The sequence below is a fragment of the Halobacillus sp. Marseille-P3879 genome (assembly GCF_900240285.1).
Taxonomy (GTDB): Bacteria; Bacillota; Bacilli; order Bacillales; family Halobacillaceae; genus Halobacillus_A.
On the sequence record NZ_OESS01000002.1, the window covers coordinates 500,124 to 517,284 of the forward strand.

At 40.9% G+C, this 17,161-nt stretch carries 13 protein-coding genes; all 13 read left to right on the forward strand.

Annotation, left to right across the window (positions count from 1 at the left end; translation table 11 throughout):
- The first annotated feature begins 13 nt into the window (after positions 1–13).
- The 13 genes from rsmH to spoIIGA all read left to right on the forward strand — a co-directional run bounded on the left by rsmH (position 14) and on the right by spoIIGA (position 17,149).
- On the forward strand, positions 14–991 hold the full coding sequence (gene rsmH / locus C1A12_RS10315) for a 16S rRNA (cytosine(1402)-N(4))-methyltransferase RsmH (protein ID WP_101843793.1): 978 nt from the start codon (positions 14–16) through the stop codon (positions 989–991).
- Positions 988–1,356 (forward strand): cell division protein FtsL, encoded by a 369-nt coding sequence (gene ftsL, locus C1A12_RS10320; protein WP_101843794.1) that lies wholly within the window; start codon positions 988–990, stop codon positions 1,354–1,356. Before rsmH ends, ftsL begins: the two co-directional genes overlap by 4 nt.
- 21 nt (positions 1,357–1,377) lie before the next feature.
- A complete protein-coding gene (locus tag C1A12_RS10325; protein WP_101843795.1) occupies positions 1,378–3,510 on the forward strand; it encodes a penicillin-binding protein in 2,133 nt (710 codons plus the stop codon).
- A gap of 83 nt (positions 3,511–3,593) precedes the next feature.
- Positions 3,594–5,519: a stage V sporulation protein D gene (locus C1A12_RS10330; protein WP_101843796.1), complete on the forward strand. Its 1,926-nt coding sequence runs from the start codon at positions 3,594–3,596 to the stop codon at positions 5,517–5,519.
- 84 nt (positions 5,520–5,603) lie between these two features.
- The gene (locus C1A12_RS10335) at positions 5,604–7,079 is read left to right on the forward strand and encodes a UDP-N-acetylmuramoyl-L-alanyl-D-glutamate--2,6-diaminopimelate ligase (protein WP_101843797.1); all 1,476 of its coding nucleotides are present in this window, start codon (positions 5,604–5,606) and stop codon (positions 7,077–7,079) included.
- Entirely contained in the window at positions 7,079–8,434 is a 1,356-nt protein-coding gene (gene murF / locus C1A12_RS10340; RefSeq protein ID WP_101843798.1) for a UDP-N-acetylmuramoyl-tripeptide--D-alanyl-D-alanine ligase, read from the forward strand. The genes C1A12_RS10335 and murF overlap by 1 nt, the downstream gene beginning before the upstream one ends.
- Before the next feature lie 25 nt (positions 8,435–8,459).
- Positions 8,460–9,446, forward strand: a complete 987-nt coding sequence (gene mraY / locus C1A12_RS10345; RefSeq protein ID WP_101843799.1) for a phospho-N-acetylmuramoyl-pentapeptide-transferase — start codon at positions 8,460–8,462, stop codon at positions 9,444–9,446.
- Positions 9,443–10,795, forward strand: a complete 1,353-nt coding sequence (murD, locus tag C1A12_RS10350) for a UDP-N-acetylmuramoyl-L-alanine--D-glutamate ligase (protein ID WP_101843800.1) — start codon at positions 9,443–9,445, stop codon at positions 10,793–10,795. Before mraY ends, murD begins: the two co-directional genes overlap by 4 nt.
- A 56-nt stretch (positions 10,796–10,851) precedes the next feature.
- Positions 10,852–11,955 (forward strand): stage V sporulation protein E, encoded by a 1,104-nt coding sequence (gene spoVE, locus C1A12_RS10355; protein WP_101843801.1) that lies wholly within the window; start codon positions 10,852–10,854, stop codon positions 11,953–11,955.
- Between the two features lie 257 nt (positions 11,956–12,212).
- Positions 12,213–13,049, forward strand: coding sequence for a cell division protein FtsQ/DivIB (locus C1A12_RS10360; RefSeq protein WP_101843802.1), 837 nt, complete (start codon positions 12,213–12,215; stop codon positions 13,047–13,049).
- Between the two features lie 442 nt (positions 13,050–13,491).
- Positions 13,492–14,784, forward strand: coding sequence for a cell division protein FtsA (gene ftsA, locus C1A12_RS10365; protein WP_101843803.1), 1,293 nt, complete (start codon positions 13,492–13,494; stop codon positions 14,782–14,784).
- 70 nt (positions 14,785–14,854) lie between these two features.
- A complete protein-coding gene (gene ftsZ / locus C1A12_RS10370) occupies positions 14,855–16,006 on the forward strand; it encodes a cell division protein FtsZ (RefSeq protein ID WP_101843804.1) in 1,152 nt (383 codons plus the stop codon).
- A 234-nt stretch (positions 16,007–16,240) separates the two neighbouring features.
- Positions 16,241–17,149 (forward strand): sigma-E processing peptidase SpoIIGA, encoded by a 909-nt coding sequence (gene spoIIGA, locus C1A12_RS10375; protein ID WP_255408418.1) that lies wholly within the window; start codon positions 16,241–16,243, stop codon positions 17,147–17,149.
- Positions 17,150–17,161 lie beyond the last annotated feature (12 nt).

Below are 17,161 nucleotides of genomic sequence, written 5' to 3' on the forward strand. Positions count from 1 at the left end.
AACGAGTGAGTACATGTTTGAACATTACAGTGTTTTAAAATCAGAAACGATTAAACAGATGAATATACAACCAGACGGGGTGTATGTTGATTGTACGTTAGGCGGTGGAGGACACTCCGAAGAAATTGCTTCAAGGTTGGACAGCGGCCGGTTAATTGCATTTGATCAAGATATAAATGCGTTAAATGCTGCTCGTGAACGGTTGAAAATTTACAATGATAAAATCATCTATGTTCACGCAAATTTCAGACAGCTGGAGGAGAAGCTATCCGAGCTAAATGTTAAGCGTGTCGATGGGATATTATACGACTTAGGTGTTTCAAGCCCTCAGCTGGATGTTGCCGAGAGGGGTTTTAGTTACCATAATGATGCTCCCCTTGATATGAGAATGAATCAATCAAGTGAAGTTTCTGCCTGGAATGTTGTGAACGAATGGTCGTATGAGGAGATAGTTCGAATTTTCTTCAAATATGGAGAAGAGAAGTTTTCTAAACAGATTGCCCGTAAGATCGAAGCTGCAAGAAAAGAAGCTTCGATCGACACCACTGATCAACTAGTAGAACTCATAAAAGAAGGAATTCCAGCGCCTGCCAGGCGAAAAGGGGGTCATCCGGCAAAGCGTATTTTCCAAGCTATTCGAATTGCTGTTAATGATGAACTTGGCGCGTTTTGGGATACACTGCATCAGGCTGCTAAAGTAGTATCTGTTAATGGCAGAATTGCTGTCATAACCTTTCATTCACTTGAAGACAGACTTTGTAAACAAGCATTCAAAAAGTGGAGTACAAACCCTCCACTTCCAAAGAACATTCCCATGATCCCAGAAGACAAACAGCCTCCGTTTAAATTAACAACACGCAAGCCAATTGTGGCAGAAGATGATGAATTAGAAGATAATCGCAGGTCGAGGTCTGCAAAGCTAAGAGTCGTGGAAAAAATAAAACCTTGGTCAGACTCATTTATATTTGAAGAAGGGTGGAAGCAAACATGAGTATGGAAAGAGCGAGAAAGCTTCAACAGCCGGTAGAAAGACAACAGGAACAAAAACAAATAAAAGTTAAAGTTCAGAAAAAACAATGGATTAGTACAGGCGAGAAAGTTTTATACTCATTGGCCACAGGACTGGTAGTTATTGCTTCAGTTTTTATGGTGCAATTCACCTCCACAACTGATACACTAAACCGTGACATTCAAAATATGGAGCAGGAAATTGCTCAGCAGAAATCTGATAATGACAGTTTAGCTTATAAAGCCAAAGAGTTGAGCAACCCTGACCGCATCCTGGAGATTGCGAAAGAGAATGGTTTAGAATTGCAAAACGCAGAAGTTAAACAAGCAGGTGTCGTCGGAAATTAATAGAAACTAGGTGAACTCTTTATGAAAAGCTCAAATACCCATAAAGGCGCCGCGATTTTGATATTAATCTTCTCCGCTATTTTCTTGATTATTACGGGGCGATTTTTATACATTCAATCCACCGCAGAAATTGAAGGCGTAAATTTAAATGAATGGGCAGAGAAAGCCCGTACAAGTTCGTACTCTCTCGATGCCGATAGAGGCAATATTTACGATAAAAATGGTATGCTGCTAGCTTACGACCGCCCTACATATAAATTATATGCGGTGGTCGATCCTGAATATTCCAGATCAGAAGAGGAGCCAGAACATGTGACGAACCCGGAAGAAACGGCGTCTGTGTTGGCTCCTTTGTTGAATATGGAAGAAAGTGAGATAGAAGAAAGAATCACTGAGGCCCAGGAAGATGGCCGGTTTCAGGTTGAATTCGGCAGCAAGGGACGTAGTTTATCTCAAGATCAAAAAGAAGAAATTGAAGATCAGGAGCTAAGTGGAATTAATTTTGAAGAAGAGTCTAAAAGGTACTATCCTAATGGAACGTTTGCTTCCCATATCATTGGTTTTGCTCGTACGGAAGAAGGGCATCTTACCGGCGTAACTGGTGTAGAAAAACAGATGGAGGAACATTTGCGGGAAGAAAAAGGCGAAATTTCTTATGAACGGGACAAGTACGGTTCGAAACTTCTTAATCCGAATGAAGTGCTTCAGGAACCAGAGGATGGTCACGATGTTCATCTTTCCATTGATCAGAAGATCCAAACCTTCTTAGAAGATGCAATGGCCACGGTAGATGAACAATATGAACCAGAAAAAATAATGGCTGCCGTAATGAATCCGAAAACAGGTGAGGTGGTTGCATTAGGTAACCGTCCAAGTTATAACCCGAATGATTTAGGAGAAGTGGACAACTGGTATAACGATATTATTGCAGATTCTTTTGAACCGGGTTCCACTATGAAGATGTTTACGTGGGCTTCCGCAATTGAAGAAGGAGTGTATAACGGAGAAGATACCTTTAAGTCAGGATCATACGAAGTTTCCGGGAGTACGATCCGGGACCACAACCGTGAAGGCTGGGGTGAAATAACTTACGATGAAGGGTTTGAACGGTCGTCCAATGTTGCTGCTGCAAAGCTGGGTTACGATTTATTAGGACCAGAAAAATACAGGGATTATTTATCTGCGTTTCACCTTGATGAAAAGTCAGGAATTGATTTACCGAATGAAGGTGAAGGAAGAGTGTTGTACGATTATCCAATTGAACAGGTTACAACATCTTTTGGACAAGGAACGACTACTACACCCCTGCAGTTAATGACAGCTGCCACAGCTATTGCGAACGATGGAAAAATGATGCGGCCATACACACTTTCTAAGGTCACATCCAGTGAAAACGGTGAAATAATTAGTGAGAAAGAACCTGAAGTTATTGATAAGCCGATCTCTGCGGATACAGCCAGTCAAATGAGAGATTTACTTGGCCGTGTCGTTTCAGGAGAAAACGGTACTGGATCTCAGTTTGAATTAAATGATTTTTCCTTAGGTGGAAAGACGGGGACAGCCCAGATTCCTAAAGAAGGTGGAGGTTATTTAACGGGGAAAGATAACCATATCTTTTCTTTTCTAGGGATGGCACCTGTAGAAGACCCTGAGCTTTTAATGTATGTTGCAGTTAAACAACCGGATTTGGACGCAACTGAAACGGGCTCCGAGCCTGTTTCATACATTCTTAAATCTGTAATGGAGAACAGTCTCCATTACCTGGATATTAACCCTGATCAGAACAATGACCATAAAGTAGAAGAAAAAGAAATAAAAGATTACGCTGGGAAGGATGTTAATAAGACAGAAGATGAATTGAAAAAGAATTTTAATGAAGTTACAGTCGTCGGTGATGGAAACAAGGTTAAAGCTACATTACCCGAGTCTGGGACGACTATGTTAAGTGATCAGCGTGTCATCGTCATAACAGATGAGCCTGAAATGCCTGATATTACAGGGTGGTCGTTAAGAGACGTACAAAGACTGGCTGAGCACTTTGATCTACAGGTAGAGTCTATGGGTGATGGTTACGTTGACAAGCAAAGTATAAAAGAAGGTTCTCAAATAAAAGAAGAAGGTTACCTGGTGGTAGAGCTCTCTACCCCAGAGTAACAGCTTAAGACAGTGTTCTATTCGTTTTCAGATTGCATATAGTGATACAAGCCTACTCTATTGATTTTAAAGGAGTCATGGATATGAGAAGAGTATCACAAGTAATCGTCAGAAAACGTTTAGTCGCTGTTTTTTTTGTGGCTTTAATTATTTTTACTGTAATTATCGGCAGACTGGGGTACGTTCAATTTGTTCTTAGTGATTTTCTGGTGGATCGAGCTGAGCAGTCATGGGGGAGGGATATAACGTTTGAACCTGAACGTGGGAAAATACTGGACACAAATGGAGAAGTTTTAGTTGGTAATCAATCGGCTCCAACTGTTATGGTCGTACCAAGACAGATAAAAGAACCAGAAAAAACAGCCGAGCAGCTGGCTGATATACTTCAGATGAGTGTGGATAAAGCTTATTCTCATGTAACGAAGCAGGTGTCTATTGAAAAGATGCACCCTGAGGGTAGAAAGATTTCTGAAGACCAGGCTGACGCTATCCAAATGCTAGACTTACCGGGGGTCTACATCGCTGAGGATTCGGAAAGGTATTATCCTAACGGTGCGTTTCTTTCCCATGTACTTGGTTTCAGTGGAATTGACAATCAAGGGCTGTTAGGTCTGGAATCGTATTATGATGAGGAGTTAAAAGGCGAGCAGGGTGCTTTATCATTTTTCTCTGATGCGAAAGGGAAGCGTATGCCGGATATTGCTGATACTTATACCCCTCCCGTAGACGGTAAGGATTTAAAATTAACAATCGATTATAATGTACAATCCATAATTGAACGAGAATTGGATATGGCCGAAGCTAAATATAATCCTGATGGGGCCGTTGCCATAGCGGTAGATCCCAAAACAGGACAAGTAAAAGCGATGGCTTCAAGACCAAATTTTCATCCGGGGAGCTACCAGGAAGTTGAAGCTTCAGTATATAACCGTAACCTGCCCGTCTGGAGCACCTATGAACCAGGTTCTACTTTCAAAATTATTACGTTAGCAGCAGCACTAGAAGAAGGATTAGTTGATTTAGAGGACGAGCATTTTCATGATTCAGGCTCGGTCAAAGTTGGAGGCGCAACGCTGCATTGCTGGAAAAGCGGGGGCCATGGTGACCAAACATTTTTGGAAGTGGTACAAAACTCTTGTAACCCCGGCTTCGTTCAATTAGGTGAGCGATTAGGAAAAGAAAAGCTGTTTAATTATATTGAACAATTTGGTTTTGGTGAAAAAACAGGCATTGACTTAGAGGGTGAAGGAAGCGGCATTTTGTTTAAACCTGAACAAGTAGGACCTGTAGAACAGGCAACTACTGCTTTTGGCCAGGGTGTCTCTGTTACACCAATTCAGCAGGTAATGGCAGTAGCAGCCGCTGTGAATGGCGGGTATTATTATGAGCCTTACGTACAGGAAGCCTGGCTTGACCCTGTAAGTGGTGAGGTGCTCGAAGAAAAAGAACCAAACATGATGAAGCAGGTAATCTCTGAAGAAACATCAAAGGAAGTCAGGGAATCCCTGGAAAGTGTTGTGGCGAAAGGAACAGGTCGCAGTGCTTATGTTGAGGGATATCGAGTTGGAGGAAAAACAGGTACAGCCCAAAAAGTGGGAGAAGACGGGAAGTATATGAGTGACAACCATATTGTGTCTTTTATTGGCTTTGCCCCGGCGGATGATCCTGAACTGGTTGTGTATTTAGCAATCGACAACCCTAAGGGTACTGTCCAGTTTGGCGGCGTAGTAGCAGCTCCTATTGTAGGTTCAATTATGGAAGACAGCCTTAGGTCGTTAGGTGTCAAAGAACGGAAAGATGGTCTGGAAAAGGAATACGCATGGCCTGATGAACCGCTTGTAGAAGTACCTGACGTCACAGGGATGAAACGCAAAGAACTGCGGGAAGTACTTACCACGTTACAAGTGGAGACCAGTGGTGAAGGAGATAAAGTTGTAGCCCAGGCACCAAAAGCAGGCGTTAAAGTCGCAAGTGATTCAACCATTCGCTTATATTTTAATGATGATTGACTTTTCTAAATTTAGGATAATACCATACAGCTTTACGATTTTTTGCTATAATGAAAAAGAATGTGGACAGTTAGGATGGTATGAATGAAAATTACTAAATTACTTGAATCAATCCCATATTATAAAACAAACCAAAAAATCGATGAATTGGAAATTAACGGAGTATCCATGGATTCTCGCTCTGTTGGTTTAGGTGACGTTTTTGTATGTATTATTGGAAACGAATCTGACGGGCATGACTTTGCACTCGCTGCAATCGATCAGGGAGCGGCTCTTATTATAGCCCAAAGAGAATTGGATATCGATTTTCCGGTAGTCACAGTAAACGATACGACAAAAGCGTTAGCTATGATAGCTTCCACCTTTTACAATTATCCAACCAGGCAGGTTCATACCATAGGTGTGACAGGCACGAATGGAAAAACAACGATTACGTATTTATTGGATGAGATTTTCACTTTAAATAAACACACAACGGCTACAATTGGAACCATTCAAATGAATATTGCGGGAACCACTTATCCGGTAAAAAATACAACTCCTGATTCTCTGTCTCTGCAGCAAAGTTTTAAGCAAATGGTAAATTCAGGTGTTGATACTGCGATTATGGAAGTTTCTTCCCACGCCCTGGACCAAGGCCGCGTTTACGGGTGCGACTTTGATGTGGCTATTTTTACAAATTTAACCCAGGATCATCTGGATTACCATGAAAACATGGACGATTATCTTCGGGCTAAGTCCCTATTGTTCGCTCAGTTAGGGAACGGGTATAATGTGGAACGTAATAAATTTGCTGTTATTAATCAAGATTCACCTTTTGCTCATAAGCTTATTCGTTCAACAGCCCAGCCAGCATTAACGTACGGCATCCACGCTGACGCGGACATTTCTGCTAAACAAATTAAGCTTCATGAAAAAGGCAGTTCCTTTATTTTATCAACTCCAGAAGGTGACATTCCGATCGAAAGTCCTCTAATGGGTATGTTCAGTGTTTACAATATGCTTGCTTCAGCTGGGGCTGCACTTGCCTCTGGGATAAGTCTTTCTACTATTCAACAGGCGTTTAAACAGACAAAAGGAGTCAGGGGACGCTTTGAACCTGTGCTGGAAGGGCAGCCGTTTGGTGTGGTGGTAGATTATGCCCATACACCTGATTCCCTTGAGAATGTGCTGAAAACGATGAGTGAGTTTTGTGAAGGATCAATCAGAGTAGTAGTTGGCTGCGGCGGAGACCGGGATCGTACGAAACGTCCATTAATGGCTGATGTAGCAGTCAAATACGCCGATCAGGCCATTTTTACATCAGATAACCCTAGAACTGAAGATCCAGAAGTGATTTTACAGGACATGACTTCCCATTTAGAGAAGGGGTTTATCGTTGAAGAAAATAGAAAAAAAGCAATCGAGTACGCTATCTCAAATTCGGTACATGGAGATATGGTGCTAATCGCTGGAAAAGGACATGAAACTTACCAGGAAATTCACGGGGTCCGCCACGATTTTGATGACCGAGAGGTTGCACGGGACATATTACTGAAAGTTAAGGGGAGTCAAATGTAATGTTTACTGTAAAGGAATTAGCACCACTTTTCTCTAAAGGGAATGGAGCCACAAATGACCCTATTCAAATTAAAAGTGTAATGACAGATACACGTATGGAGAAAAAACAGAGCTTGTTTATTCCTCTGGTTGGTGATAATCATGATGCCCATCGTTTCATTATGGATGCGATTAAGAATGGAGCTGTAGCCGCTTTATGGCAAAAAGACCACGATTTACCGAGGGAAATTCCTACTGAGTTCCCCGTGTTTATTGTCGAGGATACTCTCCAGGCATTGCAGGAGACATCCTCGTTTTATTTGCGTAAAGTAAATCCGATAGTTATAGGAATTACAGGTTCAAATGGAAAGACAACAACTAAGGATATAACAGCCTCGGTATTACAAGTGAAGTATCGCACACATAAAACTGCGGGAAACTTTAATAATCACGTGGGTATGCCGTTGACCATTTTATCGATGCCTCCGGAAACAGAAGCGGCGGTTTTGGAAATGGGAATGAGCGGACCAGGCGAAATTTCGTTATTATCTAAGCTTGCCAGACCTCAGCATGTCATGATTACCAACATTGGTGAATCTCACATTGAATATTTAGGTTCTCGAGAGGGGATTGCTAAAGCTAAGCTTGAAATTTTGGACGGCTGGCATGATGGCTGCTTTATTTTTGACGGTGATGAAGAATTACTCGCTTCCTGTTACAATAAGCCAAACGCGTTAGCATGCGGGTTTGAAGAACAATGTGATACTGTAATCAGAGATACTCTTCTGGAAGAAAACCGAAGTGAATTCGTCATTAATAATAAGCAATATAAATTATTACTGAGCGGTAAGCACAATGTGAAGAATGCGTCTTACGTGATTACCTTAGCTGAAAAAATGGGACTTACGTTTGAGGAAATTCAAGCTGGTCTTAATCAGCTGCAAATGTCAGGCATGAGATATGAGAAGCATGCTGGTAAAGAAGGCTCGTTAATTATTAATGATGCATATAATGCTTCTCCAACTTCAATGAGAGCGACGATAGAAATGGTTGCTCAGCTAACATCTAAGCAGACTAAAGTTCTCATTTTGGGAGATATGTTTGAACTTGGTTCACATGCGGATCAACTGCATAAAGAAGTAGCAGAAGCTGTAACTGAGGACATTGATGCAGTGTACACAATAGGCGAGCATGCTGCTTATATTGCAGAAGGAATAAAGGAACAGAAACACAATATAGAATTAAAACATTTTGAGGACAAAAGTTCGTTGGGTCATCACGTTTCCAGACGATTAAATTCTGATACGGTCGTTTTAATCAAGGCTTCAAGAGGTATGAAATTAGAGGTATTATTAAACGATCTATTAGATGAGTGAGACGACAACGGAGGAGGAAACATTCATGAACGACTATATATTATTACTAACAATGGCATTATCCTTTTTACTTACTGTGATTATTTCCCCGCTCATTATTCCTTTTTTGCGGCGGCTTAAGTTTGGCCAGAGCATTAGAGAAGAAGGGCCTAAATCACATCAAAAAAAATCAGGAACGCCGACAATGGGCGGAGTAATGATTTTAATATCTATAACGGTTACAACCTTAATCGCTTCCTTCTGGTTTATTGAAGCACCAAGTCAAGTACATATGTTTATCGTATTGTTTGTACTTATTGGGTATGGTTTGCTCGGATTTTTAGATGATTACATCAAAGTAGCTCTAAAAAGAAACCTTGGTTTAACTTCTAAGCAGAAAATGCTTGGTCAAATCATTATTGCCATCGTAGTTTATGTTATCTTGCAACAGAATGGGTTTTCTACATATATTGAAATCCCTGGTACGACGATAGAACTTGAGCTTGGCTTCGGTTATGCATTACTTATATTAGTAATGTTGGTTGGCGGGTCCAATGCAGTCAATCTTACAGATGGTCTTGACGGATTATTAGCAGGGACAGCCGCTATTGCATTTGGAGCTTTCGGTATTCTGGCTTGGATTGCGGATGGAAATGTGGAAGTGGCAGTGTTTAGCTTATCTGTTGTCGGTGCCCTTTTAGGCTTCTTAGTTTTTAATGCCCACCCTGCTAAAGTATTTATGGGTGATACTGGATCGCTGGCTTTAGGCGGAGCTATCGCAGTTGTAGCAATCTTAACAAAACTTGAACTGCTGCTTGTAATAATCGGTGGTATATTTGTTATTGAAACACTATCTGTCATTCTACAAGTGGCTTCATATAAAACAACTGGAAAAAGAATATTTAAAATGAGTCCGCTGCATCATCACTATGAATTGAAAGGGTGGTCAGAATGGCGTGTTGTGACCACGTTTTGGACAGTCGGTTTCTTATTTGCGATTTTAGGTGTATATATTGAGGTGATGTTCGGGTGAAACAACTAGACGTAAACGCATTTCCCTATTCTAAAGTTCTTGTGGTAGGATTAGCCAAAAGCGGCACAGCTGCCGCACAGTTACTGCTCGACAGCGGAATTAACGTAACGATTAATGATTTAAAAGCCACGGAGAATAGTCCTGAAATCCAGGATTTAATAGCAAAAGGGGCTTCTATAATTACAGGAAGTCATCCTCTTGAACTTTTAGATGAAAATGAGCTGGTTATCAAGAATCCGGGGATCCCTTACGAAAACCCGATTATAGATGAGGCGTTAAAGAGAAATATTCCCATAGTGACTGAAGTAGAGCTGGCAGGCTTGCTTCATGAAGGGAACATTATCGGGGTCACAGGCTCTAATGGTAAAACAACGACAACAACCCTTATTTATGAATTTATGAAAGCGGACCAATCTCAAGTGAGAATTGCAGGGAATATAGGCGAGGTTTCCTGTGAGGTAGCTCGTTCTACACATAGGAACGATACGATGGTAGTCGAGCTGTCTTCTTTTCAACTGCTCGGGATAAAGAAGTTTTCACCACATATTGCTGTACTGCTTAACTTATTTGAAGCACATTTGGATTATCATCACAGCATAGAAAACTATCATCAAGCCAAACTAGCAATTGCCAAAAACCAACGTGCAGATGATTTCTTTGTATATAATGCTGATGATCCTGCTATCCAGGCATACCTTAGTTCAATACCGTCCAGGCTCGTTCCATTTTCCATTTGCGAAGAGGTGGAAGGCAGTTGGTCGGACGGCACATCTATATACTTTAAAGATGAGAAAATAATGGATCTAAAAGAGGTTGTGTTAGTAGGGAAGCATAATCTGTCTAATATTTTGGCAGCAGTGGCTGCTGCTAAATTAAGCGGTGTGACCAACGCGGCAATTGTGCAGGTATTGTCTACATTTAAAGGTGTAGAACACCGGATGGAATATGTAACAAAGAAACAACAGGTTTATTTTTATAATGATTCAAAAGCGACAAATATTCTAGCCACCACCAACGCCCTCCAGGGTTTTAAAAAACCTGTCATACTTCTGGCGGGAGGCCTGGATCGAGGTAACGAATTTGATGAGTTGATTGGGTCACTTTCACGGGTCAAAGCTCTTGTCTTGTTTGGTGAAACCGCTCATAAGATCGCAGAAGCCGGACGCAAAGCCGGTATTTCGGATATTAAATTTGTGAACAACATGAATGAAGCTGTCGCTGCGGCTTATTCATTTGCAGACGCAGAGGATGTTATTCTTCTGTCTCCTGCATGTGCAAGCTGGGATCAATATAAGACATTTGAAGAAAGAGGTTATATGTTTAAAGAAGCTGTGCATAAGCTGAAGTAAGGGCTTATTGTACAAGCATGAAGCCCTGGTTTCCAAATGGGAGGTAGGGTTTTTTTATGCGATCAAATGAACAAAAGCCGGATGTATGGTTAGTCATTACGATTTTATGTCTTTTGATCATTGGGATCGTGATGGTTTACAGTTCATCAAGTATATGGTCTGAATACAAGTTTGATGACTCCTGGTTTTACGCTAAACGCCAGATACTTTTTGCTTCACTTGGTTTAATTGCTATGTACATGTTGTCACGAATCCCTTATTTTGTGTGGTATAAACACGCTAAATTAATTGTTATCGTCTGCCTGGTATTCCTGATTCTTGTTTTAATTCCAGGCGTAGGGATGGTGCGTGGAGGAGCAAGAAGCTGGATAGGAATTGGGATGTTCAGTATTCAGCCTTCTGAATTCATGAAACTCGGATTAATCATTTTTCTTGCTAAATTCCTTTCTATCAGACAGAAAAGAATGGTTTCTTTTCAGGAGGGTTTTTTACCAGGACTCGCAATTATCCTTATCCCTTTTGCTTTAATTATGCTGCAGCCTGACCTGGGAACAGGAGTGGTAATGGTAGGGACATGTTTAGTAATGATGTTCGTTGCAGGTGCTAGAATCGCCCACTTTATGTTGATAGTGGCTGGCGGATTGGCGGGAATGGCAGGATTAATTGCTTCAGCCCCGTACCGTATTCAACGAATTACAGCTTTCCTTCACCCCTGGGAAGATCCGCTGGGAAGCGGGTTTCAAATTATTCAATCTTTATATGCAATAGGACCAGGAGGGCTGCTTGGGCTTGGTCTAGGCAAGAGTATGCAAAAGTTCTTTTATTTACCTGAACCTCAGACGGATTTCATATACTCTGTACTTGCTGAAGAATTAGGATTTCTCGGTGGATCGATTGTACTCGTGCTTTTCTTTATCCTTCTATGGAGAGGTGTGCGGGCAAGCCTGCATGCGTCAGACTTGTTTGGAAGTTTACTTGCACTTGGAATTGTGGGAATGATTTCTATTCAAGTCATGATAAATGTAAGTGTAGTAACCGGCTTAATCCCTGTTACCGGAATTACCCTCCCGCTTATCAGCTATGGCGGTTCTTCTCTTACACTTACTTTAGCAGCTCTCGGACTGCTTCTGAGCGTTAGTCGATATTCAAATGAATCCTGACCGCACATTTTACGATGTGCGGTTTTTTGGTATATAGGTTTATAATTTTATAGAGGAGGGTAATTATAATTTGCCGTTAATAAAGGAAAACATCATTCTTTAGTCTACAAAAATAACTGAATAATCCTGTAAAACAATTAGATTCTCTTACATAAATAGCCTTATTTGTGTGATATAATGAGTCATATGAACGTAAGTACAGGGAAAGCATCCTGGCTTTAATTTAATGGAAATGGCAGCAAGGAGAAATGCGAATCATGCCGGAGAAAAAAGTTGTTTCCATAGAGGATCGAATACCAAAATTAAAACAAGTAAGAAAGAAAAAAGCAAACCGAAGATTAATTCAGTATCTATCATTATTATTTCTTCTCATATCAATAGTTGTCTATTTACAGTCGCCTTTAAGTCATGTGAACCAGGTAGAAATTGAAGGAGACCGATTTATAAATGAAGAAGAGATCAGAGATTTAACTGAAATTACAACGAAGTCAAATATTTGGCAGGTAGACCCTGCAGAGATTGAGGACAAAGTTTCTAAACACTCTCAAATAATGAATGTGTCTGTGAAAAGGGATCTCCCGAGTACAATAGTGGTCGAAGTAGACGAGGCTGAACGAATCGGCTATATCCAATCAGAGGGTCAATTTCAACCGATTTTAGAAAACGGTGCAAAAATAGATTCTTCGGAAGAACTGCCTGGGGGAGATGCTCCTATTTTAAAAGAGTTTAATGAATCAACTTATTTAGAAGAAATGTCGAAACAGTTAAAGGAGATCCCACAAAGCATTTCCAGTCTTATATCTGAAATTCATTACACTCCGGATGAAGAAAACCCCTATTTAATTACTCTTTACATGAGCGATGGATATGAAGTTCAAGCTTCTATTCGTACGTTTTCTGAGAAAATTACAGCATATCCTTCTATCGCATCTCAAATTGAAGATGGAGAGCAAGGGATCATTCACATTGACGTAGGAGCTTACTTTGAATCATACTCTGATTCAAACGAGGATGAAGATGGCTCAAGTGAAACGGATGATGGGGAAGCAGAAGAAAACCAGGATACCGCAGAAGAAGACAGCGAAGAGGAATAAGAGCATCGGCAGGGTAGAAATGGGTTTGCTTTACTTTTTCTTTAATAAATAGAATGGCAGAGTACCATCACAGGTGGGAGAGGTATTTTTCATTCCCTGAATATGAATTCTCATTATTTGGCTGTTGTTGTTTGAACAGGATTTGATACACTTTACTAGTGGAAAGGCAAATAATGAAATACTATTCACTGCTCATACTATTTAGAATTCCAATCTTACACAGCAGCCTGCTTAAGAAATTTCAAAAAATTGAAACGAATTTAGAGGGATTTTATAATCATTGTGGAAACAAAATGTAAGCGGGTAATTGAGTCAGCAGTTAAGGGCTCGTTTACGCTCTTTATCAATTCATTTACGTTTATATTGCAATGATTGTTTTTTTGTAGTAAAAACGATATGATTTTAAGTACTTATATGGCTTGTAACAGGAGGTGCGTCACTGGTGAATCAGAATGAAATTTTAGTAAGTTTAGATATTGGCACGAGCAGAATCAAAGTAATTATTGGAGAAATAATGAATGATTCTTTAAATATAATCGGCGTAGGTTCAGCTAAGTCAAATGGCATGAAAAAAGGTGCGATCGTTGATATTGATCAAACTGTTCAATCCATTAAGTCAGCTGTTGAACAGGCAGAACGAATGGTAGATATGAAAATCGATCGTGTCGTTGTCGGTGTAAATGGAAATCACGTGCAATTACAGCCCTGTCACGGGGTAGTAGCGGTTTCAGCAGAGAATAGAGAAATTGGCGATGAAGATATAGCGAGAGTAATTGATGCTGCTCAAGTAGTTTCAGTACCGCCTGAGCGGGAGATTGTAGATGTTATTCCTGAACAGTTCATCGTTGACGGCCAGGATGAAATTACTGACCCGCGGGGAATGATTGGTGTACGGCTTGAAATGGAAGGCATGATAATTACTTGTGCAAAAACAGTACTACATAACACATTGAAGTGTGTTGAGAGAGCAGGGCTAGAGGTGTTAGATGTGTGCCTTCAGCCATTAGCAGCAGGGACGGTTTCTCTCTCAAATGATGAAACGAATTTAGGAGTGGCTCTTGTCGATGTTGGCGGAGGGTCTACTACAGTGTCCGTATTTGAAGAGGGATATCTTAAAGGGACAAGCCTTCTTCCTTATGGAGGCGACAATATAACCAAGGACTTATCCATTGGGATGAGAACCTCTACTGAAGAGGCGGAGAATATTAAACTGGAATATGGCCACGGTTTTTTTGACGATGCAAGTGAAGAGGAAACATTTTCTGTCACAATAATCGGAAGTAATCGTCAACAATCATTCAATCAACTACAAATCTCTGATATGATTGAAGCAAGACTTGAAGAGATTTTTGTTTTTGCTGCAAAAGAATTGCAGCGTATGGGAGTTAGGGATCTCCCCGGCGGTTTTGTTCTGACCGGGGGAGCAATGAACATGCCTGGAGTGTTAGAACTTGCCCAGGATGTATTTCATTCTAATGTAAGGCTGGCCATCCCTGACTATTTAGGGGTGCGAGAGCCGCAGTATACAAGCGGTGTAGGAATATTGCAATTTGCTTACCGTAATGCGAAAATACAAGGAAAAGAACTATTTCCTTCAGTATCGACTCAGTATGAGGAGCCTGCTCCTCAGAAGCAGAAGCGTGTGGCAAAACAACAGACAAAAGATCAGAAAAGTAAGCCTAAAGAGAAAAAGGAATCAGGCTTTTCTAATTTATTGAAGTACTTCTTTGATTGATATGAAACACGTTATAAAACGGAAATCGATCATGAATCTTGTAATCTTGTAGAAATAGGAGGAACGGACGATGTTAGATTTTGATACAAGTATGGACCAATTAGCAACAATTAAAGTAATAGGTGTCGGCGGTGGTGGAAGTAACGCTGTTAACCGTATGATAGAGCATGGAGTGCAGGGTGTGGAATTTATTGCAGTAAACACAGATGCTCAAGCGTTAAACCTTTCCAAAGCTGAAGTTAAAATGCAGATTGGCGGCAAGTTAACTCGCGGATTAGGCGCTGGTGCTAATCCGGAAGTTGGTCGGAAAGCTGCTGAAGAAAGTAAAGAGCAGATTGAAGAGGCTCTACAGGGAGCAGATATGGTCTTCGTTACAGCTGGAATGGGCGGCGGAACTGGTACAGGTGCAGCCCCGGTCATTGCCAATGTAGCTAAAGAACTAGGTGCATTAACGGTTGGTGTGGTAACTCGTCCGTTTACTTTTGAAGGAAAGAAACGATCTACTCAGGCCGCGACCGGAACTGATAGCCTTAAAGGCAGCGTAGACACATTGATTGTTATACCTAATGATCGTTTGCTTGAGATCGTGGATAAAAACACTCCTATGCTTGAGGCATTTCGTGAGGCAGATAACGTACTACGCCAGGGTGTCCAGGGCATTTCTGATTTAATTGCCGTGCCAGGACTTATTAACGTTGACTTCGCAGATGTGAAAACAATCATGGTTGATAAAGGTTCCGCTTTAATGGGGATTGGTATTGCTACAGGGGAAAGCCGTGCCGCTGAAGCAGCCAAAAAAGCAATCTCCTCACCTTTACTTGAAACTTCTATTGATGGAGCACACGGTGTATTAATGAATATAAGCGGTGGAACGAACCTGAGCCTGTATGAGGTTCAAGAAGCAGCTGATATCGTCACCTCCGCTGCAGATCAGGAAGTAAACGTTATTTTTGGTTCTGTGATTAATGAGAACTTAAAAGATGAGATAGTTGTAACAGTAATCGCTACCGGGTTTGATGAGGCTCAAATTGCTCAAGGGAAGCAGAAGCCTCGCCAGACCCCAGTAAACCAAATGAAACAAAATCATGTTGAGCGTTCCCGTGAAGAACAGGCCCAGCCTACTACCAGAGAGCAGCCGGCTCAGCCGAAACCAAACACAGGGAATGAAGAAGATACGCTTGATATTCCGACTTTCCTGAGAAATCGTAATAGACGACGTTAATAAATTTAGTATTTCATAATCACTGCCCAATGGGCAGTGATTTTTTGTTTAATCTTTTTTACACCTGAAGAAAGTAAAAAGGAGGAAGAAGATATCAGAACAAAGGTTTAAGGAAGCTCAAAAAGAGAAGACAAGTTTTAACAAAAATAGCTGGCTCCTAAATCAAGTTTTGACAGACTTTTCATAGGACGAGATTTATACTTTTTTATAAATACAAATGAGGGGTGGGAGAGAATTTATCTTGATGCTGTATGGACGCTGAACTTATTGATGGATGGAATGATTTTATATTTAACCCAGGGGTTAACTCGGGCTAAAACTTCCAACGCAAGAATATTGACAGGGGCTGCAGTAGCTTCATGTATTGTTCCTGTGTCCGTACTACTGCCCAATTCCTGGCTGGTAACTATACCGGGTAAATTCTTGTTTTCTGTACTAATTATTCTCATTGCCTTTTCCTTTGTTTCTATTCGAACTGCGGTAGTTCAGTGGCTAACCTTTTATTTTGTCACCTTTGCTATAGGAGGGACGTTAGTAGGGGTCCATTTTTTCTTGAATAATCAAGTTCAATTAAAACAAGGTGAAATTATTACTTTTTCAACAGGATTTGGTGATCCGTTTAGCTGGTTGTTCGTGTGCATAGGTTTTCCGGCTTCGTGGTTTTTTACGAAGTGGAGAATGGAACATGTTCAGGCTCATCGATTGAAGACGGAAGATTTGTATCGAGTGAAAGTTGATTTTCTTGGTGAATCAGTGGTTTGTACAGGCCTCGTAGACAGTGGCAATCATTTAATTGATCCTATTAGTAAAAAAATAGTGTTTCTAGCGGATTTCCATGTTTGGAATCACTTTTTTTCTGAAGACCTTTTAAAAAGTTTAACTAGTCTTGATCAACTGGAAGGTATTGAGCAGTTATCGTCAGAGCAGCGGTCGTCTGTACGCCTAATTCCGTATCAGGGAGCGGGGATGGCTGGACAATTAATGACAACCTTTATCGTAGACTCGATTACTATATTTACGCCGGAGGGAGATTTAATTGTTAAAAAGCCGCTTCTCGGAGTACAAAAGAACGATTTAACTGACGATCAAATGTATCAAATATTAATTCATCCGCAGGCTGCAATTAAGGGGATTTCTGCTTAACAAAGAGGGAGT